The following is a 21498-nucleotide window of genomic DNA, read 5'->3' as shown; positions in this document are numbered from 1 at the left end:
TATAGGAAACAATAGAATAGGGAATGGCAGAGGGTTGCAGCTCTGCGCGGCATTGCCGCCCTTCGCCGGCATCCAGTCCGGCGGCACATGCAGCGGCTTTGGCTCCGGCTCGGTGACGGCAGCGGGAGGCGAGGGCAGCGGCGGCACATGGTCGTCATAGCTGAACTACGGCGCGTTCTTAGTGGCACAGCCCGCCAGCACGATGACCGATAGCAGGACAACGGCCAGCATGGATCGGGCAAGCTTCTCGCCGGGTTGCCGATCATTCCTGCGAAGAGAACAACGGTCATTGGCTTATCTCCCGCGACCATGAGATCGCATTGACGTAGATGCCGAGCGGATTGGCGCGCAGGGCCTCGGCGCTGCGGGACGTCTGCAGCATCACGGTCAGGATGGCGGTCCAGCGTTCCGTCGCAGACAGCGGGCCGACAACAAGCAGTCGGATACCCGCAGGCACATTGAATCTTCCACCGGAACACTCGCAGTGACGTTTCCGTCAGTCCTGACAATTGTCGGGGTCGCGTCCCCAGCTCCTCCGGATCAAGCCCGTCTCGATGCCTCGCACGGCCTCACCGCGAGCGCTTCCCTCGTCAACCGTCGGTCAGGGCGCTGCAAGCAGCGGTCCCTCGAGCAGCTCCATCAGACGCCCGAAATGCCCGTCCGACCGGGCAGGCGCATTCGGGTCCGAGGTGATGGCGACAGCCAGATCGCGTTCGGGATGCGCGGCGATGATCTGGCCGCCATAGCCGCGGGCGATGATGAAGCCGCTCTCGCTCAGGAACCAACCATAGCCGTAGTCGAGCCCTGACCAGGGTGAACGGGTACGGGGCCGGACCGAGGCCCGGATCCAGTCGGTCGAAACGACCTGCCGGCCCTCGAACCGTCCGCCGTCACGCATGAGAACGGCGATGCGCAGCATGGCGCGCGGCGTCAGCGCCATCTCGTTGCCACCGAAATAGAAGCCTTGCGGATCACGGGTCCAGGCGGGGATCTCAATGCCAAGCGGGCGGCCGAGAACCGCGCGCGCCTGCTCGACAGGCTGTCGCCCGTCGCAACCGCAAGGGCCGCGCCAAGGATATGGGTGGTGCCGGTGGAATAGATCATGCGCCCGCCCGGCGCGGCGACCATCGGCCGGCGCAGGGCGAAGGCAACCCAATTGCCGGAATTGACCCAGGCGCCGTAATTGCCGCCCGATGTCCCCTCAAGGCCGGCGCGCAACGTGACCAGATCCTCGATGGTCAGGTCCGCGGCACCGGGAGTCGCATCCGATGGAATGATCGAGGGCGCGACCGCACCCAGCGTCGCATCCACGCCGGCAATCGCTCCTTGCGAGATAGCACTGCCGGCAAGCAGCGCGACGATGCTTTTCGAACAGGACTTGATATTCGCGACCCGGTCGAGGCCGGGGCCGCGAAAGGCCTCCGCAAGGACGATATCCTCGCCCCGCTGCACCATGATCGCATGCAGCTGAGGCAGCTCTCCGGCGAGCGAACCCATATCGCTTGCGGTCTGAGCGGCCGCCCGACTGACGAGCGGGGCGGCCAGTGTGGTCAGAAGAGCGGTCGAAAAGGCCCGTCGGCTCAGCATTGGCAATCGTCCCTCGCGTTTACCGTGCAGGTGTCAGGCGGATCGAGCGCCAGCCATCTCGATCCAGATCAACTGCTGCCAGTCATCTCCGAGATCGTAGACATGGTTGAAACTGTCGTTGCGCCCGACGAATCCTGCAACCGGACCTCAGTATAGCCGAATGTGCAGGGTCCGGCGAAACCATCGTCCAGCAGGGCCGGATCGCCATAGCGCAACCCGCCGATGCGGAATTCGTGCAGATGGCTGTCGATCCAGCCGAACGCCGCCTGCAGGACCGGATGCAGACGGTCCAGCGTCCAGTCGGAGGGAGCGACCAGGCGCCCCTAAACTCCGGCAATGATCTCAGACGAGAAAGACTAACCGCGCAGCAGGGCGGGCAGGCTGCCGCTGGCCAGAACCGCACGCGCCAGATCCAGCATCGGGGGCAGCGGGTAGGTGTCCGAATTGCCGCGCGCCCTGCGGATATGGGACACCGCGCTGTCGAGTGTCGGGAACGTCCCGGGCGCGCGCAGATGCAGGTATATCGCCAGCACGATAACCGATCGCGACCGCCCGCCCCGGCAATTCACCAGCACATGCCCAGCGCGATGGGCGGGATAGTTCGGCTTGCCGGGGCTGGTCTGCGTGACCAACCCTTCCAGCGCCAGCACGGCGGCGGCGAGGTGGGCGGGCGTATTGCCCGCCCCGTCGATCAGGCCCACCTTGGCGCGGCGCATATGGGTGCCGTCGGACAGTTGCAGGGGCGCGACGTCGATGTTCAACGACACATTCAGCGAGGAGGTGATGCCTGCGGCCAGCAGCGCGGCGCCGTCGCTGGCGCCGGTCAGGTTGCCGACATAAAGGCGGCAGATCCGGCCCTGGGGCAGGACCAGGTCATGGACCGGGACAAGGATCGTGGTGTCGTTCTCGGCCCGCTCGCGGGTGGTTTCCTTGATCAGCATGGATTGGGCTTTCTTTTGTCGGGGGACAGATCCGGTCCGGTCGCCAGATCGGGGCCAGGGCCAGCGCAAGCTCAGGGGCATCGTCCAACGCCCCGAAGGCGGGAACCAGATGCCTCGCGCCGGTGATTTCGGCCAGCCAGATCTGGTCGCGGGCACGGGGATGCACGTTCCAGGGATGCCGGCTGGCGCGACCCTCGGCGATCAGCCCCGCCGCCGCACTGCCGGGGGCGACATGACCGGTGAAGATGACGCGCCAGCCTCGCGGATCGGCAATCAGGCATGACACCAGATCGCCGAGTCGCTCGGTATCTGCGGCAATGATCACATCGCCCTCGCGAGCCTCCGACGGGGTGGTGACGCTGCGCAGATCGCGCAACGCCCCCCGCAGCTCGGCCCGGACCTGCGGGCAGACAACCGGCGACAGGCCAAGGGCGGACAGTCGCAGCGCCATATCCGCGCCGCGCCCGAGGATAGGGACCGGCAGTACCGTGCCGGGGACGATGCTGTCCGCCAGCGCCGGCCCCTGCTCGGCCAACGCCTGATCGCGGTCGCCATAGGAAAGATCGGTGATCACCAGATCTGCCCGGGGCGGGGGATCGAAGGGCAGAAGCCCGGATTCCCGGCTCCAGTCGCCCATGTAAAGCGCGCCGCCCTCCTGCGGCAGATGCAGCCAGATGCCGCCCATAGCATGTCCGCTGCGCCCGACCAAGACAGGCAGGCCCAGCAATTGCGCAGGGCCTTGGAGCGGCAGGGCGCGGCAGGCTTCGGGCGGCAGATGCCGGCCCAGCAGTGGCAGGGCGTCGAAGGTGGCTCGGCTGGCAAAGACCGGCGGACAGCCCAGCCGCGGCCACAGGTCGATGGCCCCGACATGGTCGATATGCGCATGGGACAGGAAGATCGCATCGACCCGTCCGATGCCGTCCATATCCGGGCGCTGGCCCGGTGTCGGCCCCTCGCCCAGGTCCAGCAGGATGCGCCGCCCGGCGATCTCCAGCAGGAAGGCCGCCGGGGATTTGCCGCCCAACCCGCTGAATGCCGTCAGAACTGCCATGGCAACACGCCTTTCGGCAGAAAGCGCGACAGCGCCGTCGACAGCAGCATCAGCGCCAGCACGCCAAGGATCATCAGGCACCCAACGGCGGCGGCAAGGGTCGAGGCCCCGCCTTCCTCGAGGAAGATGATCATCGGCCCGATGGTGCGGGTGCCCGAGGAGATCAGCAGGATCGAGGTCTGGATCTCGTTGATCGCGGTCATGAAGACGATTACAGCGGCGGCGATGGCGGTCGGGGCGATCAGCGGCCAGATCACGTCGCGCATCCGGCGCAGGAAGCCCGCGCCCGCGACCCGGGCGGCCTCTTCCAGCGCGCGGTCGATCTGGGCATAGCCCGACAGCACCGGGCGCAGCGCCAGCGCAAAGAAGCCCGCGACATAGGCCGCCAGGATGATCCAGGGCGTGCCATAGATCGAAACCCCGATCCCCGGCAACGGCCGCAGGAACAGCAGGATCATCGCGACGCCCAGGGTGATGCCGGGCAGGGTATAGGCGGCCTCGGACCCGAAATGCAGCAGCCGCACCAAGGGCCCGCGCCGCCACGTCAGGAAATAGCCAAGGAAAACCGAGGCCAGCATCAGAAAGCCCATGGTGACCAGCGTCAGCCACAGCGAGGTGACGAAGGCATCGCGCAGTGACACTTGCTGGAACAGCGCCGAGACGTAGTTCTTCAGCGTCATCGTCTCTGCCGTCAGCGGCAGGCCGTAGGCGGTGACCAGCGACGTCTGCATCAGCGCCGACAGCGGCAGCAGCAGCGAGACGACGAGATAGGTCCAGAGCAGCGCTGCGATCACGGCTCCGCTTCGTCCCAGCGGCAGCATCAGGGGCCGGCTGCCCAGATCGACGCGGGTATCGCTGCGATCGCGCGCGGCCAGCAGCACGCCCGCCACGGTCAGCGCGGTCAGCACCAGGGACAATGCCGCCATGTTCGGCAGGGCGCTTGGCCCCAGCCCGTTGATCTGCTGATAGATCTGGGTGATCAGCGTCGGCACCCGCGCGGGAATGCCCAGCATGGCCTGAATGCCGAAATTCCCGATGGCCGAGACGAAGGCAAGGCTGGCCGCCGCCACCATGCCGCCGCGCGCCAGGGGCAGGATCACGGTCAGCAGCACCCGGCCCGGCCTGGCGCCGGCTGCCCGCGCCGCCTCGGCCAGGTCCAGCGGAATGCGGCGCAGGCTGGCCTGCATCGCCAGATAGACCAGCGGGGCATTGTAGATCCCCAGCAGCAGGATGATCCCGGCCTTGGAATACAGGGGATGCCGCGTGCCCGCCTCCATAGACAGGCCAAGAAGGCCCAGTACCGGGCTTGAGGGCGAGAAGGCCTGGATCCAGGCCATGGCCGTCACCTGCGGCGGGATCATCAGCGGCAGCACGAAGGCAAAGACCAGCGCCGATTTGCCGCGCAGATCGGTCTGCACCATGATGACCGCGAAGATCGTCCCGACCAGCACGGAAACGAGGGTCGAGGCCAGCGAGATCTGGACGGTGTTCCAGATCGCGGCCCCGGTCTGCGGGCGCGAGAACAGCTTTGCCAGCCGCTCGACCGCCAGCCCGCCGTCATCGAACAGCGCCGCCTGCGCCAGCCGCAGCATCGGCGCGACGGACACTGACAGGATCAGCACGGTCAGCGGGGCCAGCACAATGCTTTCCGAGGAAAGCCGGAAAAGGGGCGCGCGCGGCGCCCCTGCGCTGTTCGGGATGGAGGTCATCCCGATCAGCCGCCGAAGATTTCGGTGAACCTGGCGCGGGCCTCGGCATCCTCGGCCACCGCGCGGTCGGCGTCCAGCGGCATCAGCTTGATCTCGGACAGCGCCGGCATCCCCTCGGGCGAGGCGACCTTGGGGTCGACCGGCATGTAGCCCTGTTCGGCGGCCAGTTTCTGGCCCTCTTCCGACAGCACGAAGCTGACGAAAGTCTGGGCCGCTTCGACCTGATCGGTGCCGGCGAGGATCGCCACCGGCTCGGTGAAGAAGGTGGCGCCTTCGGCCGGATAGACGAATTCCACCGGCGAGCCCGCCTTCTTGGCGCGCAGCACATCGGCATCGATGTTGACGCCATATTTCACCTGGCCCCCGGCCACGGCCTTGAGCACCGGGCCATTGCCACCCTCGGGCACCACGCCAAGCGCATTCAGACGCTCGTAATGGTCCCAGCCCTGGCTGGCATCCTGCAGCAGCGAATGCATGTGGACCAGCGCGGCGCCGGAATAAAGCGGGCTCGGGGCGACGATCTGGCCGGCATTGGCATCCTGGAACAGGTCCGCCCAACCCGCGACGGGCGCGGCGATCTTGGTGTTGTAGACGATGCCGGTGGACGAGATCTTGGTGCCGAAGAAGGTCTTGTCGGCATCGTACATCAGCGGGTCGATGCCTTCGACCGGCGCTTCGGGCCAGGCCAGCAGCAGGCCCTGGCTTTTCAGAGTGCCCAGATTGATGCTGTCGGCAACGAGCAGCACATCGGCCTTGATGCCACCGGCCTGCTGCTCGGCGGTCAGGATGTTCATCAGCTGCGAGGTGCCGTTGCGCATCCATTCCACGGTGATGTCGGGATGCCTGGCCATGAAGGCATCGACGGTCTGCTGCGCGATTTCCGGCGATTGCGAAGTGTAGAGCGTCAGCGTGGTCTGCGCCGACACCGCGGTCGCGGACAGCATCAGGGCAAGGGTGGTGACAGTCAGGCGCATTGGAATTGCTCCGTGAGATGCGAGGAGGAAGGGATCGGTGCCGCGCCGGGAGCGGGGGCGCCGGGAAGCGGGATGGCCCAGAGGTCGCGGAACGCCAGATCGAGGCGTGCGCCCGGTTCGGGCGGCGTGGCCGTGTCGGGCAGCACCATGGGCAGCCGGAGGGACGGGTCCGTCTCGGGGCGCAGTTCGTAGGACCAGCTGCCGCCGCGATAGCTGCGGGCGGTGACACGGGCGGGGATGCCGGCCTCGCCCGGATGGACGGGCTGGATATCGGCGGGATGGGTGGAGGCCATGGCCAATGGCCGTGCGGTTTCCCCGGCATGGCAGCGCAGCCGGACGCGCGTTCCCAGAAGATCGGCCATGGCAAGCCCGTTCCCCATGGGGCGCAGGCCCTCGACCGGCAGCACCAGCCCGCCCCCGATGAAACCGGCCACCGTGGCGTCGGCAGGTTCGCGATACAGTTGCCGGGGGCTGGCGCATTGCAGCAGGCGGCCCTTGTCCATCACCGCGATGCGGTCGGCCAGGGCCATCGCCTCGGATTGGTCATGGGTGATATAGACCAGCGTCGCCCCGCTTTCGCGGTGGAAGCGGTGGAACTCGTCTTCCATCGTGGCGCGCAGATGCACATCCAGGTTGGCCAGCGGCTCATCTAGCAGCACCAGATCCGAACCGGCGGCCAGGCAGCGCGCCAGCGCGACCCGCTGGCGTTGCCCGCCCGACAGATCCGCCGGGCGACGGCCGGCAAAGGGCGCCAGGTTGACGGTGTCCAGCGCCCGGGCCACCCTGGCCTCGCGTTCGGCCCGGGGCAGGCGCGCCACCTTCAGCGCATAGCCGACATTTTCCGCCACCGACATATGCGGCCACAGCGCGTAGTTCTGGAACACGATGCCGATGCCGCGCCCTTCGGGCGGCACCATGACATTTCCACCCGCCACCTGCCGGTCGCCCAGGGTGATCGTGCCTTCATCGGGACGGTCAAAGCCTGCAACCAGCCGCAGCAGCGTGCTCTTGCCGCAGCCCGAGGGGCCAAGCACGGCCACGAATTCGCCCACCGCGATGTCGAGGTCGATACCCGACAGAACCCTGGTCTCGCCATAGCTCTTGCCGATGTTCGACAGCCGCAAACCCGTCATGCCGCGCTGTCCCTTTCCTGTCATTTCCGGCGCGACTGATGCAGCGGCGGCATGACATGAGCGTGGCCGTTCTGTAAAATCTTGATGAACCTTGCGGTTCGGATGCACGATGCTGGCGCATTCAGCCAGCCACTGCCTTGCCGACGCTGGGGAGAAGATCGGATGGTCTCATACGTTGCACTGCTGCGCGCCGTGAATGTCGGCGGAACAGGCAAGCTGCCGATGACGGAGTTGAAGGCGATGTGCGCCGCCGAGGGTTTCGGCAAGGTCCGCACCTATATCGCCAGCGGCAATGTCGTATTCTCGTCCGACCGGCCCGCGTTGGAGGTCAAGCGGGCGCTTGAGAAACGTCTGGAAGACCATGCCGGCAAGCCGGTCGGCGTCATCCTGCGCACCGCGAAAGAGATGGCGGACGTTCTCAAGGCGAACCCGTTTCCTGACGCCCCGCCCAGCGGGACTGTCGCCATATTTCTGGACAGCCCGCCACCCGCCGGCACGCTCGAAACGATGAAGCACCGGAAGGACGAAGAGGTTCGGCTGGGCAAGCGGGAAATCTATGTGGCTTAGGCCGTGTTGACAAAAGGGATTCCCGGGGCGCGCTGATCATGATTCAAGCTGGTATCTGCGATGGAGACCAGCTTGGCACGAGACCTGATGTCGGACGAGGAATGGGCGTTCCATGAGCCCTTCATTCGGGCTGTCCGCGCCCCGAACGGACGCAAGCCAGTGAGCCATCGTATTGTTCTGGATGGTATTTTCTGGATCGCCCGCACCGGCGCGCCTTGGCGTGACTTGCCCGAGGAGTTCGGCAAGTGGTCCTCTGTCTACCGCCAGTTCCGACGCTGGACGCTGGCCGGGCTGTGGGAGCAGATCATGGAGGCGTTGAACGAGAGCGGGGCGGTCCCCGACGCCCTGCAGATGATCGACAGCACCGTGATCCGCGCCCATCATCAGGCAGCGGGCGCAAAAGGGGGACTCCGCGCCAGGGTTTCGGCCGTTCGAGGGGTGGCTTCACGACCAAGATCCACCTCCGCGTCAACAGTGCCGGCCTGCCGATGAGGACGGAGATCACGCCCGGCCAGACATCGGACTATCTCGGCTTCGATCTGGTGATGGCCGACAACCTGCCCGAGCCCTCCGTCCTGCTGGCCGATCGTGGCTACGATTCTGACAATGTTCGCAAGACCATGGAGGCGCGCGACGTGCTGCCGGTGATCCCCATGCGGAAAACCCGCAAGCTGCGGGTGGCGGTGGATCGCACCCTCTACCGGTTGCGCAACCTCGTCGAACGCTGCTTCAACAGGCTGAAAAACGCCCGCCGCGTCGCCACCCGCTACGACAAGACCGCCGAAAGCTTCCTGGGTTTCATCGACATCACGTCCATCCGCCTCTGGCTGCGTCATTTGTCAACATGACCTAAACACAGCTTAAGAGCGCGCGGGCGCAGACGGGGCAGCCTCTTAAGGTTGGGTTAAGCCATTGCTCATATCGATCCGCGGCAGATCCGGAAAAGGACAGGTTCATGCCACAGGACAAAAGACATCACCCCGACCGCCGGCGTTTCCTGCGGACCGGCATCGCAGCCAGCGCCTTGGCGGCCAGCGGAATATCCGCGCGGGCGCAGGACAATCCGATGCCCCCGGAGCTGCGCCAGGCCCTGGAGCACGAACAGCTCGGCGCGGTCCTTGGCAACCCCTCGGGAGATGTCACGCTGACCGAGTTTTTCGACTATAATTGCCCCTACTGCCGCGCTTCGGTTGCCGACATCCACCAATTGATCTCGGAAGACCCGAATCTGCGGGTGCTGCTGAGGGAATGGCCGGTATTCGGTGCGGCTTCGCTTTACTGCGCCCGCATGTCGCTGGCCTCGTTGCGGCAGGAGAGGTTCTGGCAGTTCCACGCCGGCCTGATGAACATCGAGGGCGAGGCGGATGACAGGAGCGCCCTTCGTGTCGCAGAGGCGGTCGGGCTGGACATGGACCGCCTGCGCAGGGATATGGATGATGTCGTGATCGCCCGCCAGATCGAGCATTCGTGGATCCTGGCCGAAAAGATGGGGCTGTCCGGGACGCCGACCTTCATCGCCGGGGACTTCGGCGCGTTCGGCCGGCAATCACTAAACGAGCTTCGCGCAATGATTGCAAAGGTGCGCCGCAACCGCTCGTGACTTATTGATCGGCCCCGAGCGGATCGAGCCAGCCGGCACGGTTTGGCAAGTCCAGCGATCTTACTGATCGCGGCGCACCTCGTCGACTCGATGCCGCCGTGCCGATCGTTGATCAGCCCGCGCCCGCCTCGCCGACGGCGCAATCCCTGGTCTCCTACAGCGTCATCGGCAAACGATGCCGGTGACGCTGTTGTTCAACGTTTTACGTTGACGAGCAGCCTACCCCGAACCTTTCCCTCCAGCAGTTCCGATGCCCGACCGATCACATCCGCAAGACCTATCTCGGTCGCGACCTGATCCAATGTGCCGGCATCGACTTCCTTCGCCAGCGCCTCCCAGGCCTGGGCGCGCAGCTCCATCGGGCAGAACACGCTGTCGATGCCGGCCAGCGTCACGCCGCGCAGGATGAAGGGGGCGACGGTGGCGGGAAACTCCATGCTCTCGGCCAGGCCGCAGGCTGCAACGGTGCCGCCATATTTCGTGCCCGCGCATACATTGGCCAGCGTCACGCCACCCACGGCATCGACCGCGCCAAGCCAGCGTTCGCGGCCCAGAGGCTTGCCGGGTGCCGAAAGCTCGGCCCGATCCAGGATCTCGGCTGCGCCGAGGCCGGTCAGATAGTCGGCCTCGCTGGCCTTGCCGGTCGCCGCGACGACGCGGTAGCCCCGGCCGGCGAGCAGCTTCACGGCAAAGCTGCCGACGCCGCCCGTTGCCCCGGTCACCAGAACATCGCCGTCGCCGGGCTTCACGCCATGCCGTTCAAGAGCGAGCACGCATAGCATTGCGGTAAACCCGGCCGTGCCGATGGCCATCGCTTGCCTTGTGTCCAGACCCTCGGGCAGCTTCAGCGTGCGTTCGGAGGCCACGCGCATCCGTTCGGCATAGCCGCCCCATCGCGTCTCGCCCATGCCGAAGCCGGTATGGACCACCTTGTCGCCCGGCCGGAAGGCATCGCTGCCGGACTGGACGACCGTGCCGGCGAAATCGATGCCGGGAACCATGGGAAAGCGGCGGACGACCGGGCTTTTCCCGGTCAGCGCCAGCGCGTCCTTGTAGTTCATCGTGGACCATTCGACCGCGACCGTCAGGTCGCCCTCGGGCAGCGCATCGTCGTCTAACTGCGCCAGCCTGGCGGAATATCCGCTCTCGTCCTTGTCGATCAGGATTGCGTCGAACATGGTTTCTACTCCTTCCTTGATGTCATGCGCCGGCAAAGCGCGCCTCGCGCCAGGCCAGAGCCTTGCCCAGCCCCTGGTCGCGCAGCACCTTGAGGAAACCTCGCTTGAGATCCGTCCCCTCGCCTTCCAGCAGGATATCGATATCCAGCGAGGCCCGCAGCGCCGCCTGCATCCCCATCAGCTCATAGCTGCGGTGCATCGCCTGCTTGGTGCGCCGCATCGCCATCGCGTCCAGCCGCGAGATCCGCCGGGCCAGCGCAAGGGATTCGTCCATAAGATTCCCGTCCGGCACGATGCGGTTGATCAGCCCCCAATCCAGCGCCTGTTGCGCCGAAATCGAATCCTCGCCGGTGAAGATGACACCCTTGGCGATCTTGGGCGGCACATGCCATGGCAGCAGCATGGCGACGATGCCGGCGCCGAATTTCAGCTCCGGCTCGCCGAAGACCGCGCTTTCGACCGACAGGGCGAGGTCGCAGCCCATCATCAGTTCGAACCCTCCGGCAAGGGCCGCCCCGTTGACCGCCGCGATGGTCGGGACGGACAGGTTCCAGAAGGACATGATGCCCCTGAAATCGGCCTCCAGCACCGGCTCCCATTCACCGACGCCCTGCGGCGTCGCCTCCGCCTGCGCCTTGAGGTCAAAGCCCGACGAAAACGCCTTTCCCGCACCCGTCACGATGACGGCACGAATACCGGCATCGGCAGAGATATGGCGGCAAAGCTGGTCCAGTTCGGCCAGCATATGCTGGTTCATGGCGTTCGCGCGTGTGGGCCGGTTGAAAGTGACGACGCCGATGCCCGGCTCGGGCTGGTCGTAAAGAAGTGTTTCCCATTCCATCTGAGACTCCGTCGTTGAGGTTTCGGTTTCAGCGCCGGCCATTGGCCAGCCGCAGGGCCTCGGGCAGCCGGCGCAGCCGCCCCATGGCCAGCACACCCAGCCAGGGCCCGATGGCCAGCGCAGCAAAGGCAAAGGCCCAGCCGCAGGCCGCGACGATCAGCGGCATCGACTGGATGATGATGAAGGTCAGCAGGAAACCCATGCTGGTCTGCAGCGTCAGCATGGTGCCGACCAGTTCGGGCTCGGACAATTCAGCGACACTCGCCGAGAACTGTGCCGAATCCGCAATCACGCTGATGCCCCAGATCAAGGCGACCGCGATCACGACGCCCGCCCCCAGAGCCGGCGTCAGGCCGATCAGCAGCGCGCAGGTTCCGCTGACCGCCATGGCCGCCATGGTGACGGTGGTGCGGCCGAAACGGTCGGCCAGCACGCCCGCGACGACGCAGCCGAGCGCGCCGGTGGCGATCACCGCGAAGGTGACGAGCCCGGATTGCGCCGCCAGCGGGCTTCCCGCCCTCGTCAGCGCCCATTCGAGGAAAACGCCGATCCACGCCCACATGGCATAAAGCTCCCACATGTGGCCGAGGTAGCCGGCATTCGCCAGCAGCACGGGCTTCTGCAGAAGCGCCCGCCGCGCCTCGGAAAAGCGGAAGCGGGCGGCGCGGCGCAGGTATGGCCCGAGGTCGGAGAACAGGATCGCCCCGGCCGCTGAGGTCGCGCAGAGGCTGGAGACGAGGATCGTCGTGCGCCAGTCCAGCCCGACCATCGCATTGAACAGATGCGGCAGCGACGAGCCCAGCGTCAGCGCGCCCACCAGCACGCCGATCATCAACCCCATACCCTTCTGCGACCAGCCCGCCGCCATCTTCATGCCGACTGGATAGACCCCGGCCAGCGTCATGCCGGTCAGGAAGCGCAGCATCACCGTCGCCGCATTGTCGAAGCCGGTGACCAGAAGCAGCAGGTTGGCCAAGGCCCCGCACAAGGCCGAGGCAGCGAAGAGCCGCCTCGGGTCAAAACGATCGGCCATACCGGTCAGCGCACTGAGCAGGGTCCCGGCGACGAAGCCAAGCTGCACCGCGCCGGTCAACAGGCCCGCCTGCTGGCCCGAGAGTGTGCCATCCGCCACCAGCGCCACCGCTGCCGCCGTGGCCGAGAACCACAGCGTCATTGCCGCGACCTGACAGAACAGGATCAATCCGATGGAGCGGGCTTTATCGGTCATGGCAGCTCTTCCCTGTCAAAGCGTGGCAGGCAAAGGGATCAGAAGCCCTTGCACCCGGTTTCCTCGGGCAGAAGGTTGATCTGGTCCCAAGTCATCGGGGTCACGGGCTTCCAGCCGATGGAGGCGCCATGCCGGGGCGGATCCACCGCCACCGCCTCAGCAACGAAGGTGCCCTGCATGCCTTGATGATCCTCGGCACGGATGTCGATCGGTCCCACGACGGTTTCCGCCACCGTGTCTTCGAGCGCCTTGATGATCGCATCGGTCGAGATCTCGTCCGCCGCCTCCAGCGCGGCGAGAACGAATTGCATCCCCGCATAGGCCTGAATCGCCTGATAGCCCGGCACGATGCCGTATTCGTCGTGATAGGCCTTGACCAGTTCCGCGATCTGCGGGTTCTCGTCCTCCTGCATCCAGGAAGCGGTCAGCCCGTTCGCGATCATGCCGACGCCGTTCTTGCCAAGCGCCTGCAGCATCGTGTCGGGAATGCCGGCCGGGGTCATGATCGGAAAGTCCAGCCCGTAGCCGCGCGCCTGATTGACGAAGGCGGTCAGGTCGTCCCCCACGGCGAGCGCCAGATAGATACCGTCCGCATCACTGGACTGGATCTGCGCAATGGCGCTGGACCAATCCGCCGTGCCGACGGGGCGGCCGGCCTCGCCGGCGATCTGGATGCCGGGGATATGCGCGAATTCGGCCTTATTCGACAGGCCGTAGGCATAGTCGTGATAGACCACGAACCATTTCCGTCCGATCATGTCGGGCCGCTCGGCGAACATCGCCGCGCTGGCCTTGGCCGTATTGCCGTCATGGGGCACGGTGCGGAACATGAAGCGGCTGCACTGTTCGCCAGTGATCGGTACCGCCTGAGCGTTGGTGGTGATGATCGGCACGTTGAGGCGTGGCGCCTGGGCGTTGATGCCCAGCGTGACCGCGCTGCTTGCTCCGCCCAACAGCAGCGAGACCTTGTCCTCCAGCACCAGCTTTTGCGCCTTGCGCAGCCCATTCGCGGGATTGCCGCCGGTGTCCTCGACGATCAGCCTGACCGGCTCGCCCTTGACGGTGGCACCCTTCGCAGCCAGCAGGAAGCCATTGCGCATGTCATTGCCGAGGGGCGCCAACACCCCGGTGGTGGGCACGAAGACCCCGATGGCGACCTCGGCCGTCGCCGGGCCGCCCGACAGCACCGCGCAAGCCGCAAGAGCACACACCGCCATCCCGCTGAACCGAAACTTTCCCATTTTCTCCTCCACTCTCGCAATGCGGGCATAAGATACCTCCCGGCGCCCCCTCCCCGAGGCGCCGACGACCGGGTTCGTTCCCGCGTTGTGAACCCGTTGATTATGCTCCGGCCGAACGTCGCTCCTTTTCGAGCCGCTCGTGTATGGCCAGATCGCCTACGGTGATATCGGCCATCAGCTTTCGCACGGCCTGACGCGCCCGGACGGGATCGCCCGCGCGGATCGCCTCGCTGATCGCCTGCCAGTTGCCGGCCCAGGTCAGGCGTTCGGCCTCGTCCTGGAACAGGCGTCGCGTCAGCGGTAGGGTCTGCCGGCCCAGCGAGAACAGGATCGAGCGCGCGATCTCGTTTCCGGCCGCCTCGGCGACATACATGCTGAGTTGATAGACGATGGCGATGAACTCCTCCTCATCACCAGCCTTGTTGGCCGCCAGAAGGCTTCTGGTTCCTTCGTCCACAATCGACTGAACCTCGGGGTCCCGACGTTCGGCAAGTTCCTCGGCGCATATGCCCATCAATGCCGCGCGCACATTGAAGATGTCACGCAACCGCGCGGCGGTCAGCCGGGTGACGCTGGCGCCGCGGCGCGAGGCCATGGTCACCAGCCCCTCACGCTCCAGAATCCGTAGCGCTTCCCTGATCGGACCGCGACTGACCTCGAACCGTTCGGCCAATGCGCTTTCCTGCAATCTCTGACCCGGCTCGAACTCGCCGTTGATGATCAATGCCATGATCCGGGCGCTGAGTTGCTCGGGCAGGGTTTGCATACCCTCGGCCGGATCGGTCCGGAATGTCCTGGCCAGATCGACATGAGTGCCGAATGTCGGGGTTTGTGGATTGCTGGAAGCGCGATTGGTCAATTCTACATCCCTTTGCCGTGAACCAGTCTTGCCTGAGCACGAACGGCCCGTGATGTCGATTGATACACCGAAATTCCTTGTTTCAGGAACTTCACGCGCTGGTCGCGGACGAAATCGTCCTGGTACTTGTCGCCCGAACTGCGCAATGCCAGCGACATCGCCGCGCCGTCAGGACGCGCACGGGCAATGGAATCGCAGATCCGTTCCAGGGCGACCAGACCGGCCTCGTCGCTGTCCATGAAATCGAGCACCCAGCCCATCTCCACGAAGACCACCACCCGGTCGATGACCGGCGACACCTTCAGCAGGTTGATGATTTCCTCAAAGATGTAGCGCTCGCCGTCGCGCAGGCCCCAGACCGGGATGTCGATGGGATTGGCGACGCTGGTGCCGGGAATACCGAAGCGCCTCAGCCCTTCCTCGGTGGCCGGGTCGAGCGCAGGCACCACCAGCCCCGCCCGCGCCGCCGCATCCGAGGCGGTGACGCTGACCCCGCCGCCCGAGCCGAAGATCGCCAGCCGCGCGCCCGGTCCCCGCCCATGCGCGGTCAGCGCCAGCAGCGTGTCCATCAGGTCGTCCACATTCGAGACCTGGATGACCCCGGACTGCGCCAGCGCCGCGGCCCACAACAGGCTGTCGGTCGCCATCGCCGCCGTGTGGCTGGAGGCCGCGACCTGACCCTGCTCGGTCTGGGCCCCGCGCAGGATTACCACCGGCTTCTCCAGCGCCGCCGCCGCGCGGAAGAACAGCCCCGGATCACGCAGGGATTCCATGTAGAAGGCGATGATCTTCGTCTCGGGATCCTGCGCGGCCTGCAGCAGCAGATCGACCATGTCCACGTCCGAGCAGTTGCCGCAGGACAAGGCCCGCCCAAGCGGCAGACCCCAGACCTGCGCCCTGCGCACCACGTCGCCGGCAAAGGTGCCGCTTTGCGAGAAGAAAGTGATGCCGCCGCCCTCGGTCGGGTTGTAGCGCGCCGCCCCGATCGCCATGCGCGAGCTGGCCGAAAAGGTGCCGATGCAGTTCGGCCCGACCATGCGCATCGCCCCGTCCGCGACCTGTTCCAGCATCCGGCATTCCAGGTCGGCGCTGTCGCTGGAAAACTCGGCGAAGCCCGCCGTCAGCACCTGCGCCAGCTTGACCCCCTTGGCGCGGCATTCGGCCAGCACGTCGGGCACGCGATGGCTGGCGACGGCGACCAGCGCGCGGTCGATCCCGTCCGGCGCATCGGTGATCGTCGGATAGGCCTTGAGGCCGCAGATCTCGTCGGCGCTGGGGTGGATCGGATAGATCGGGCCGGTGAAGCCGAAATCGACCAGGTTGCGGATCATGTGATGGCCCAACTTGTCGGGCGAGGTCGAGGCGCCAACGAAAGCGATGGCCTTGGGATTGAACAGCGCCCCCATCCCGGACAGCTTGGCACGGCGGGCGTCAAGCGCGGCGGCGGTCTCGGCCGCGCCGCGCGGAGTGGCGGCAGGGCGTTCGCCGCCCGCCACCGCATCGACCGCGACCGCGCGGGCGCCGGAAAGGATGATCGGGTTGATGTCAAGCTCGGCGATGTCCTCGTTCAGTAGCATGCCCTCCGGCCCGCCCACCGCCATCAGGCAGCGGACTAGCGCGACACGGCCGACCGCATCCTCGGCCGCGAAGGGGGCCGGGAAGGCCGCATCGATCATCGACCGGGCCTCCGTCTCCGTCAGCGGCGCCAGCGCGGCAACAGGCTTACCGCGTTGCTCTACCCCGCTGCCGCCGGCGCCGAACAGCACTACCGGCCCGTAATCCGGATCGATCCGCCCGCCGATGAAGACTTCAAGCCCCGCCGACACCATTTCCTCGACCAGCACGCCGTCGATGCGCGCCGAAGGGTACGAGGCCCTGCAGGCGTCCATGATCGACCGCCAGGCATCCGCCGCCCCTTCCGCCGTGACCGACAGGCGGACACCGCCAGCATCGACCTTGTGGACGATATCGGCCGAGACGACCTTCAGCGCGCAGGGCGCGCCGATCCGCGCGACGATGGCATGCGCCTCCTCCGGCGAGGCCGCCAGTTCCGGCAGCGTGGTCTCGATCCCGTAGCGCGCCAGAAGTTCCTTGGATTCGATTTCGGTTTTCATCTCGTTCCTGAATATTGTTCCGTGAAGCGCAGCCGTGCCCGATGGCGGCAGCCGCCGTTTCAACCCGTTTATATTTGCCCGTGCGGATCACTCGACCGTCAGCATCCGCTCCAGCCCTTCCCGATCCGCCAGCGCCTCATCGCGCGTGTAGCTGCGGCTGATCTGGCCGTTCTCGACAATGTGGAAGGCATCCCCGACCGAAAGCGCCAGAGGGATGCTCTGTTCGACCAGGATGACCCCGATGCCGCGCTTGCGCGCCTCTTCGATGGATTGGGCGATGGCGCCGACATAGCTGGGCGACAGGCCCTCGGTCGGCTCGTCCAGCATCATGTAGGCCGGGTTGGCCAGCATGGCGCGGGCCACGACCAGCATCTGCTGCTCGCCGCCGCTCATCGTGCCGGCCTTCTGGCCCATCCGCTCGCCCAGGCGGGGAAAGATCTCGACCGCCTCGGCAATGGTGAAGTCCTGCCCCGATCCGGTCGGCCGGCGCGCGACTTCCAGGTTTTCCTCGACCGTCAGATTGGCAAAGACCTTGCGATCCTCGGGCACCAGCGTCACCCCCATCTGGGCGCGGCGAAAGGTCGGGCCGGTCACTTCCCGGCCGTTCAGGGTGATCCGGCCCTCGGTCCGGTCAACCAGCCCCATGGTGGCGCGCAGCGTCGTGGTCTTGCCCATGCCGTTCAGGCCCAGAAGGCAGGTCACCGAAGCGGCCGGCACGTCGAAGCTGAGCCCGTGCAGGATCTGGCTGACGCCATAGAAAGCCGACAGGTTGTCGTAGCGAAGCACGGCGTTCATTCCGCGAAACTCCCATGCAGATAGGCTTGACGGACGGCCTCGTTGCCGCGGATTTCCTCGGGCGGGGCATCGGCGATGACGGTGCCGTGCTGCATGACGGTGATCCGGTCGGACAGCCGCATGATCATGCCCACGTCATGCTCGACCACGATGATGGTCAGGCCCATGGTATCGCGCAGCAGGGTGATCAGCGAGGCGATGGTCTCGCGGTCGCCGCGCGACATGCCGGCCAGTGGTTCGTCCATCAGGATCAGCCGCGGCTTCAGCGCAAGGCCGATGGCGATGTCCAGCGCGCGCTGATAGCCATGCGCCAGCATTCCGGCCTTCGCATCCTCGCGCCCGCGCAGCCCGACGCTGGCAAGGATACCCCGCGCCTCGTCGGCGTCCTCGTCCTCGTGCTGGTGCGACTGCCATAGCGCGGCAGAGCGCCCTTCGCGCGACCGGATCGCCAGCATGACGTTCTCCAGCACCGGCAGGTCCATGAAGATGCTGGTGCGCTGGAACGTGCGGGCAACCCCGCCGCGCGCCAGCCGCTCGGGCGGCCAGCCGGTGATGTCCTGCCCTTCGAACAGGACGGTGCCGGACATGGGACGGATCGAGCCGGTGATGAGGTTGAACAACGTGGTCTTGCCCGCGCCATTCGGCCCGATGATCGAGTGGATCGATCCCCGCTGCACCCGCAGGTTCACCCCGTTCACCGCCTTCAACCCACCGAAATGCTTGGTCAGTTCACTGACTTCCAGGATGATCATTGCGCGGTCCTCCGTCCCGACTTACGGGCCGACAGGCGTTCGGCGATCCGCGCCGCGCCACCGAACAGCCCGCCCGGCGCGACGATGACGATCAGCACAAAAAGCGCGCCGAAATAGATCAGCCAGGCATCGGTAAAGGTGCTGACGTAATGTTCGGCCAGCGTGAAGACCACCGCACCGATCACCGGGCCGAAGATGGTGCCGACGCCGCCGAGGACGACATACATCAGCACCTTGCCCGACTCGAGCCAGTGCAGCAGATCGGGCGAGGTAGCACCGTTGAACAGCACGAACAAAACACCGGCAAGAGAGGCGAGCCCGGCCGAGATAACATAGGACATCAGCTTCAGCTTGTTGACGTTCATGCCGATGAAGCGTGCCCGCTCACCGTTCTCACGGATGGCCAGCCAGGCCCGGCCGAGCGGCGAGCGGCGCAGATGCAACGCCCCCGCCAGCGCTAGCAGCAGCGCAACCAGCAGAATTGCATACCAGGTGGTCGGGCTGACGATCTGCATCCCGAGGAACGTGGCCATGGGAATGCCCTGCAGCCCGTCCTCGCCCCCGGTGATGTCGGAGAAGACGAAGACGATGGCAAACATGATCTGGCTGAGCGCAAGGGTCAGGATGGCGAAGGTCTTGCCGATCTGGCGCACCAGAACCGCCCCGATGACCCCGGCAACCAGGACCGTGGCTGCCAGCGTCAGCAGGCTCAGCACGACAATGTCGGAACTGGCGCTTTTCGACAGCAGCCCCGCGACGTATGAGCCGAAGCCGAACCAGGCGGCATGTCCGAAAGACAGCAATCCGGTATTGCCGGTCAGCATGTCTAGGCTGAGCGCGAGGATTGCCGCGATCAGGGCATGCGATGTCAGCATCAGCAGAAACGGCTGGCCCGCACTCGCAAAAGGCAGGACGATGCCGGCCAGCGCGACGATGGCCAAGCCGATCAGCCCGCCCCGGCTGCGCGTGCGGCGCTCTGATAGGGTTGCTCCGGTCATTCCGTTCTCCCTTCGCCGAAAAATCCGCGCGGCCAGTTGATCAGCATCGCCATGACCATGATGAACAGCAGCATCAGCGCCAACTGGCCGCCGAAATAGCCCTCGCCGAAGACAAGGATCAGGCCGACGACGTAGGCGGCGACCACCGCCCCACGCAAGCTGCCGAGACCACCGAGAATGACCGTCATGAAGGCCAGGATCAGGATCTTGTCGCCGACCACCGCATGGGCGGTGAAGATCGGCGCGGCCGCGACTCCGGACGCAGCGGCCAGTGCTGCGCTGACCCCCACGACCGAGTGCATCAGCCGCTCGCGGTCGATGCCGATACATGCGCCCATTTCGGGGTCGTCGTTGGCGGCGCGCACGCGCAAGCCCCATTTCGAGTTCTTCAGGAACAGGATCAGCGCAACCGTCAGTGCCACCGCCAAGATCGAGACGAAGATGCGGTAGGCCGGCAGGCTGATGCCACCCATCGAGATCACGCCGCCCAAGACCTGGGGGATGGGCATGATCTGGACATTGCGACCGCCAAGTTCATAGAGAATCCCGGTGATGAGCAGCGCCAGGCCGAAGGTCAGCAGCAGGCTGTCCACCATCGGACGATCGCGGATCCGGGCAAGGATCGCCCAGTCGATCAGCACGCCGATCAGTCCCACCCCCACCGGCGCGACGACCAGCGCGAGGCCGAACGGAACGCCAGATGCGACCAGCCAGACGCCGGCCATGGCTCCGGCGCTGAACAAAGCGCCATGAGCAAAATTTACGATACGGCCAACACCGTAGATCAAGGTCAGCCCAAGGCTGAACAAGAGCAGTACCGAGCCCAGAACGATACCGTTCAGGACCAACGATAGTGCAAGCATTTTCGGCTCCTCCCTCCGAATGCTCCGCTGATTCGAAGGGTGCGGATTCTTTGTCTTAATGTCAACAATCTTAACGTTGACATTAGTAATGGACGCCATCGTTAGAGCTCTCTGGAGGTGTTAGCAAAAACGTGCTTCTGGAGGGTCTGAAGTTGTCCGATTTCGACTCTGTTGCACAAATCGGGTGATGGCCGAGGTTCCCCCTTCCCCGGACGGACTTATCCCACAGCTTCCGTGACGGGTATGCCGAGCGCGGTGTATCCGTTCAGGACGGCGATTCGGACCTGGAGTTCAGCGACCTGACGGTCGAAGTCCCGCGCCATGAGCCGCTGCCCCAGCAACTTCACACAATACATCTTTGTCTCGACGCGGCTTCGGCGGTGGTATCCGCTCCATCGTCGCCAGAGCGCGCGGCCCAGGTATTTCGCCGCGCGCAGGGCCTCGTTTCGCGCCACGGCTCCAGCGGTGATCGTCTTCCAGGGCTTCGCGTTCTTGCGGGGCGGGATGACGGCATGGGCGCCGCGGTCGGCAATGGCGTCGTGGCATTTACGTGTGTCGTAGGCACCGTCGGCGGTGACGCTGCCGATCCGCTCGTCCGCCGGGATCTGACCGAGCAGGTCGGGTAGCACAGGGGCATCACCGATGTGGCTCCCGGTGATCTCGACAGCGCGGACCTCCAGTGTTTCCTCATCGATTCCGAGATGGATCTTGCGCCAGACGCGCCGTTTGGGACCGCCATGCTTGCGGGCATGCCACTCGCCTTCCCCCTCGACCTTGATGCCGGTGCTATCGATCAGCAGGTGCAGTGGCCCCTTGGAGCCGCGGTAGGGGATGTTTACGGCCAAGGTCTTCTGGCGGCGAGATAGCGTGCTGAAGTCGGGCACCGTCCAGTCGAGACCAACCAGCTGCAACAAGCTCTCGACGAACCCGGTCGTCTGCCGGAGCGCCATGCCGAACAGCACCTTCATCGAGAGGCACGTCTGTATGGCGGCGTCGCTGTAGCTCTGCTGGCGGCCACGCCTGCCAGTTGGTGCGGCCTCCCAGCTCATCTCGGGATCGAACCAGAT

Annotated in this window: 20 protein-coding genes and 2 pseudogenes; 3 read left to right on the top strand and 19 right to left on the bottom strand. The window is 65.8% G+C overall.

Annotated elements, in window-relative coordinates; translation table 11 throughout:
* Positions 1-286: 286 nt before the first annotated feature.
* From PARACOCCUSGL_RS0114330 to PARACOCCUSGL_RS0114300, 8 genes and pseudogenes are all read right to left on the bottom strand, one after another.
* A pseudogene (locus PARACOCCUSGL_RS0114330) lies at positions 287-427 on the bottom strand (VirB8/TrbF family protein); the annotation flags it as partial.
* A 174-nt stretch (positions 428-601) separates the two neighbouring features.
* Positions 602-1587, bottom strand: a pseudogene (locus PARACOCCUSGL_RS20675) (serine hydrolase domain-containing protein).
* A gap of 68 nt (positions 1588-1655) precedes the next feature.
* Positions 1656-1904 carry a plasmid pRiA4b ORF-3 family protein gene (locus tag PARACOCCUSGL_RS22450; protein WP_254901066.1) on the bottom strand — a complete coding sequence of 83 codons (249 nt, stop codon included), beginning with the start codon at positions 1902-1904 and terminating at the stop codon, positions 1656-1658.
* Between the two features lie 39 nt (positions 1905-1943).
* Entirely contained in the window at positions 1944-2528 is a 585-nt protein-coding gene (locus tag PARACOCCUSGL_RS0114320) for a dual specificity protein phosphatase (RefSeq protein ID WP_010397890.1), read from the bottom strand.
* Positions 2461-3579: an MBL fold metallo-hydrolase gene (locus PARACOCCUSGL_RS0114315; protein WP_010397887.1), complete on the bottom strand. Its 1119-nt coding sequence runs from the start codon at positions 3577-3579 to the stop codon at positions 2461-2463. The genes PARACOCCUSGL_RS0114320 and PARACOCCUSGL_RS0114315 overlap by 68 nt, the downstream gene beginning before the upstream one ends.
* A complete protein-coding gene (locus PARACOCCUSGL_RS0114310; RefSeq protein WP_010397885.1) occupies positions 3567-5288 on the bottom strand; it encodes an iron ABC transporter permease in 1722 nt (573 codons plus the stop codon). Before PARACOCCUSGL_RS0114310 ends, PARACOCCUSGL_RS0114315 begins: the two co-directional genes overlap by 13 nt.
* 5 nt (positions 5289-5293) lie before the next feature.
* The gene (locus PARACOCCUSGL_RS0114305) at positions 5294-6232 is read right to left on the bottom strand and encodes an ABC transporter substrate-binding protein (RefSeq protein ID WP_237701522.1); all 939 of its coding nucleotides are present in this window, start codon (positions 6230-6232) and stop codon (positions 5294-5296) included.
* 20 nt (positions 6233-6252) lie between these two features.
* Positions 6253-7395: an ABC transporter ATP-binding protein gene (locus PARACOCCUSGL_RS0114300; protein WP_010397881.1), complete on the bottom strand. Its 1143-nt coding sequence runs from the start codon at positions 7393-7395 to the stop codon at positions 6253-6255.
* Between the two features lie 162 nt (positions 7396-7557).
* On the opposite strand from PARACOCCUSGL_RS0114300, the gene PARACOCCUSGL_RS0114295 reads away from it, so the two are divergent.
* The 3 genes from PARACOCCUSGL_RS0114295 to PARACOCCUSGL_RS0114280 all read left to right on the top strand — a co-directional run bounded on the left by PARACOCCUSGL_RS0114295 (position 7558) and on the right by PARACOCCUSGL_RS0114280 (position 9562).
* Positions 7558-7962 (top strand): DUF1697 domain-containing protein, encoded by a 405-nt coding sequence (locus tag PARACOCCUSGL_RS0114295; protein ID WP_010397879.1) that lies wholly within the window; start codon positions 7558-7560, stop codon positions 7960-7962.
* A gap of 60 nt (positions 7963-8022) precedes the next feature.
* Positions 8023-8810 (top strand): IS5 family transposase gene (locus tag PARACOCCUSGL_RS21540; protein ID WP_138918357.1). Its coding sequence is split into 2 segments (ribosomal slippage): positions 8023-8359 and positions 8359-8810, totalling 789 coding nucleotides; the frame shifts between segments, so codons are not numbered across the junction.
* Between the two features lie 107 nt (positions 8811-8917).
* A complete protein-coding gene (locus PARACOCCUSGL_RS0114280) occupies positions 8918-9562 on the top strand; it encodes a DsbA family protein (RefSeq protein ID WP_010397872.1) in 645 nt (214 codons plus the stop codon).
* A 194-nt stretch (positions 9563-9756) separates the two neighbouring features.
* On the opposite strand, the gene PARACOCCUSGL_RS0114275 is transcribed toward PARACOCCUSGL_RS0114280, so the two are convergent.
* The 11 genes from PARACOCCUSGL_RS0114275 to PARACOCCUSGL_RS20670 form a co-directional block, all read right to left on the bottom strand.
* The gene (locus tag PARACOCCUSGL_RS0114275) at positions 9757-10740 is read right to left on the bottom strand and encodes an MDR family oxidoreductase (RefSeq protein WP_010397869.1); all 984 of its coding nucleotides are present in this window, start codon (positions 10738-10740) and stop codon (positions 9757-9759) included.
* A gap of 22 nt (positions 10741-10762) precedes the next feature.
* Positions 10763-11581, bottom strand: coding sequence for an enoyl-CoA hydratase/isomerase family protein (locus PARACOCCUSGL_RS0114270; protein WP_029372318.1), 819 nt, complete (start codon positions 11579-11581; stop codon positions 10763-10765).
* A 28-nt stretch (positions 11582-11609) separates the two neighbouring features.
* Positions 11610-12809: a nitrate/nitrite transporter gene (locus PARACOCCUSGL_RS0114265; RefSeq protein ID WP_010397865.1), complete on the bottom strand. Its 1200-nt coding sequence runs from the start codon at positions 12807-12809 to the stop codon at positions 11610-11612.
* A gap of 38 nt (positions 12810-12847) precedes the next feature.
* On the bottom strand, positions 12848-14026 hold the full coding sequence (locus PARACOCCUSGL_RS0114260; protein ID WP_237701521.1) for an ABC transporter substrate-binding protein: 1179 nt from the start codon (positions 14024-14026) through the stop codon (positions 12848-12850).
* Positions 14027-14150: 124 nt separating this feature from the next.
* Entirely contained in the window at positions 14151-14909 is a 759-nt protein-coding gene (locus PARACOCCUSGL_RS0114255) for a GntR family transcriptional regulator (protein ID WP_010397861.1), read from the bottom strand.
* Positions 14910-14911: 2 nt separating this feature from the next.
* Positions 14912-17023, bottom strand: coding sequence for an acetate--CoA ligase family protein (locus tag PARACOCCUSGL_RS0114250; protein WP_010397858.1), 2112 nt, complete (start codon positions 17021-17023; stop codon positions 14912-14914).
* 87 nt (positions 17024-17110) lie between these two features.
* Positions 17111-17818 (bottom strand): ABC transporter ATP-binding protein, encoded by a 708-nt coding sequence (locus PARACOCCUSGL_RS0114245; RefSeq protein ID WP_010397856.1) that lies wholly within the window; start codon positions 17816-17818, stop codon positions 17111-17113.
* On the bottom strand, positions 17815-18570 hold the full coding sequence (locus PARACOCCUSGL_RS0114240) for an ABC transporter ATP-binding protein (protein ID WP_010397854.1): 756 nt from the start codon (positions 18568-18570) through the stop codon (positions 17815-17817). The genes PARACOCCUSGL_RS0114245 and PARACOCCUSGL_RS0114240 overlap by 4 nt, the downstream gene beginning before the upstream one ends.
* Complete coding sequence (locus PARACOCCUSGL_RS0114235) at positions 18567-19568, bottom strand: branched-chain amino acid ABC transporter permease (RefSeq protein ID WP_010397852.1); 1002 nt, start codon at positions 19566-19568, stop codon at positions 18567-18569. Before PARACOCCUSGL_RS0114235 ends, PARACOCCUSGL_RS0114240 begins: the two co-directional genes overlap by 4 nt.
* A complete protein-coding gene (locus PARACOCCUSGL_RS0114230; RefSeq protein WP_010397850.1) occupies positions 19565-20431 on the bottom strand; it encodes a branched-chain amino acid ABC transporter permease in 867 nt (288 codons plus the stop codon). The genes PARACOCCUSGL_RS0114235 and PARACOCCUSGL_RS0114230 overlap by 4 nt, the downstream gene beginning before the upstream one ends.
* 218 nt (positions 20432-20649) lie before the next feature.
* A partial coding sequence (locus tag PARACOCCUSGL_RS20670; RefSeq protein WP_010397848.1) for an IS5 family transposase occupies positions 20650-21498 on the bottom strand: 849 nt, incomplete at its 5' end.

The organism is Paracoccus sp. TRP, from assembly GCF_000185925.1.
Classification (GTDB): Bacteria; Pseudomonadota; Alphaproteobacteria; order Rhodobacterales; family Rhodobacteraceae; genus Paracoccus; species Paracoccus kondratievae.
The sequence above is the reverse complement of the archived record's forward strand: the minus strand, read 5'-3'. Positions and strand labels throughout refer to the sequence as shown.

Coding starts and splice junctions, on each gene's coding strand:
- PARACOCCUSGL_RS0114235 (WP_010397852.1), bottom strand. CDS start 19,568: ATGACCGGAGCAACCCTATCAGAGCGCCGCACGCGCAGCCGGGGCGGG.
- PARACOCCUSGL_RS0114275 (WP_010397869.1), bottom strand. CDS start 10,740: ATGTTCGACGCAATCCTGATCGACAAGGACGAGAGCGGATATTCCGCC.
- PARACOCCUSGL_RS0114240 (WP_010397854.1), bottom strand. CDS start 18,570: ATGATCATCCTGGAAGTCAGTGAACTGACCAAGCATTTCGGTGGGTTG.
- PARACOCCUSGL_RS0114315 (WP_010397887.1), bottom strand. CDS start 3,579: ATGGCAGTTCTGACGGCATTCAGCGGGTTGGGCGGCAAATCCCCGGCG.
- PARACOCCUSGL_RS0114245 (WP_010397856.1), bottom strand. CDS start 17,818: ATGAACGCCGTGCTTCGCTACGACAACCTGTCGGCTTTCTATGGCGTC.
- PARACOCCUSGL_RS0114305 (WP_237701522.1), bottom strand. CDS start 6,232: ATGCTGTCCGCGACCGCGGTGTCGGCGCAGACCACGCTGACGCTCTAC.
- PARACOCCUSGL_RS0114265 (WP_010397865.1), bottom strand. CDS start 12,809: ATGACCGATAAAGCCCGCTCCATCGGATTGATCCTGTTCTGTCAGGTC.
- PARACOCCUSGL_RS0114310 (WP_010397885.1), bottom strand. CDS start 5,288: ATGACCTCCATCCCGAACAGCGCAGGGGCGCCGCGCGCGCCCCTTTTC.
- PARACOCCUSGL_RS0114260 (WP_237701521.1), bottom strand. CDS start 14,026: ATGGCGGTGTGTGCTCTTGCGGCTTGCGCGGTGCTGTCGGGCGGCCCG.
- PARACOCCUSGL_RS0114320 (WP_010397890.1), bottom strand. CDS start 2,528: ATGCTGATCAAGGAAACCACCCGCGAGCGGGCCGAGAACGACACCACG.
- PARACOCCUSGL_RS0114270 (WP_029372318.1), bottom strand. CDS start 11,581: ATGGAATGGGAAACACTTCTTTACGACCAGCCCGAGCCGGGCATCGGC.
- PARACOCCUSGL_RS0114300 (WP_010397881.1), bottom strand. CDS start 7,395: ATGACGGGTTTGCGGCTGTCGAACATCGGCAAGAGCTATGGCGAGACC.
- PARACOCCUSGL_RS0114280 (WP_010397872.1), top strand. CDS start 8,918: ATGCCACAGGACAAAAGACATCACCCCGACCGCCGGCGTTTCCTGCGG.
- PARACOCCUSGL_RS0114250 (WP_010397858.1), bottom strand. CDS start 17,023: ATGAAAACCGAAATCGAATCCAAGGAACTTCTGGCGCGCTACGGGATC.
- PARACOCCUSGL_RS0114230 (WP_010397850.1), bottom strand. CDS start 20,431: ATGCTTGCACTATCGTTGGTCCTGAACGGTATCGTTCTGGGCTCGGTA.
- PARACOCCUSGL_RS0114295 (WP_010397879.1), top strand. CDS start 7,558: ATGGTCTCATACGTTGCACTGCTGCGCGCCGTGAATGTCGGCGGAACA.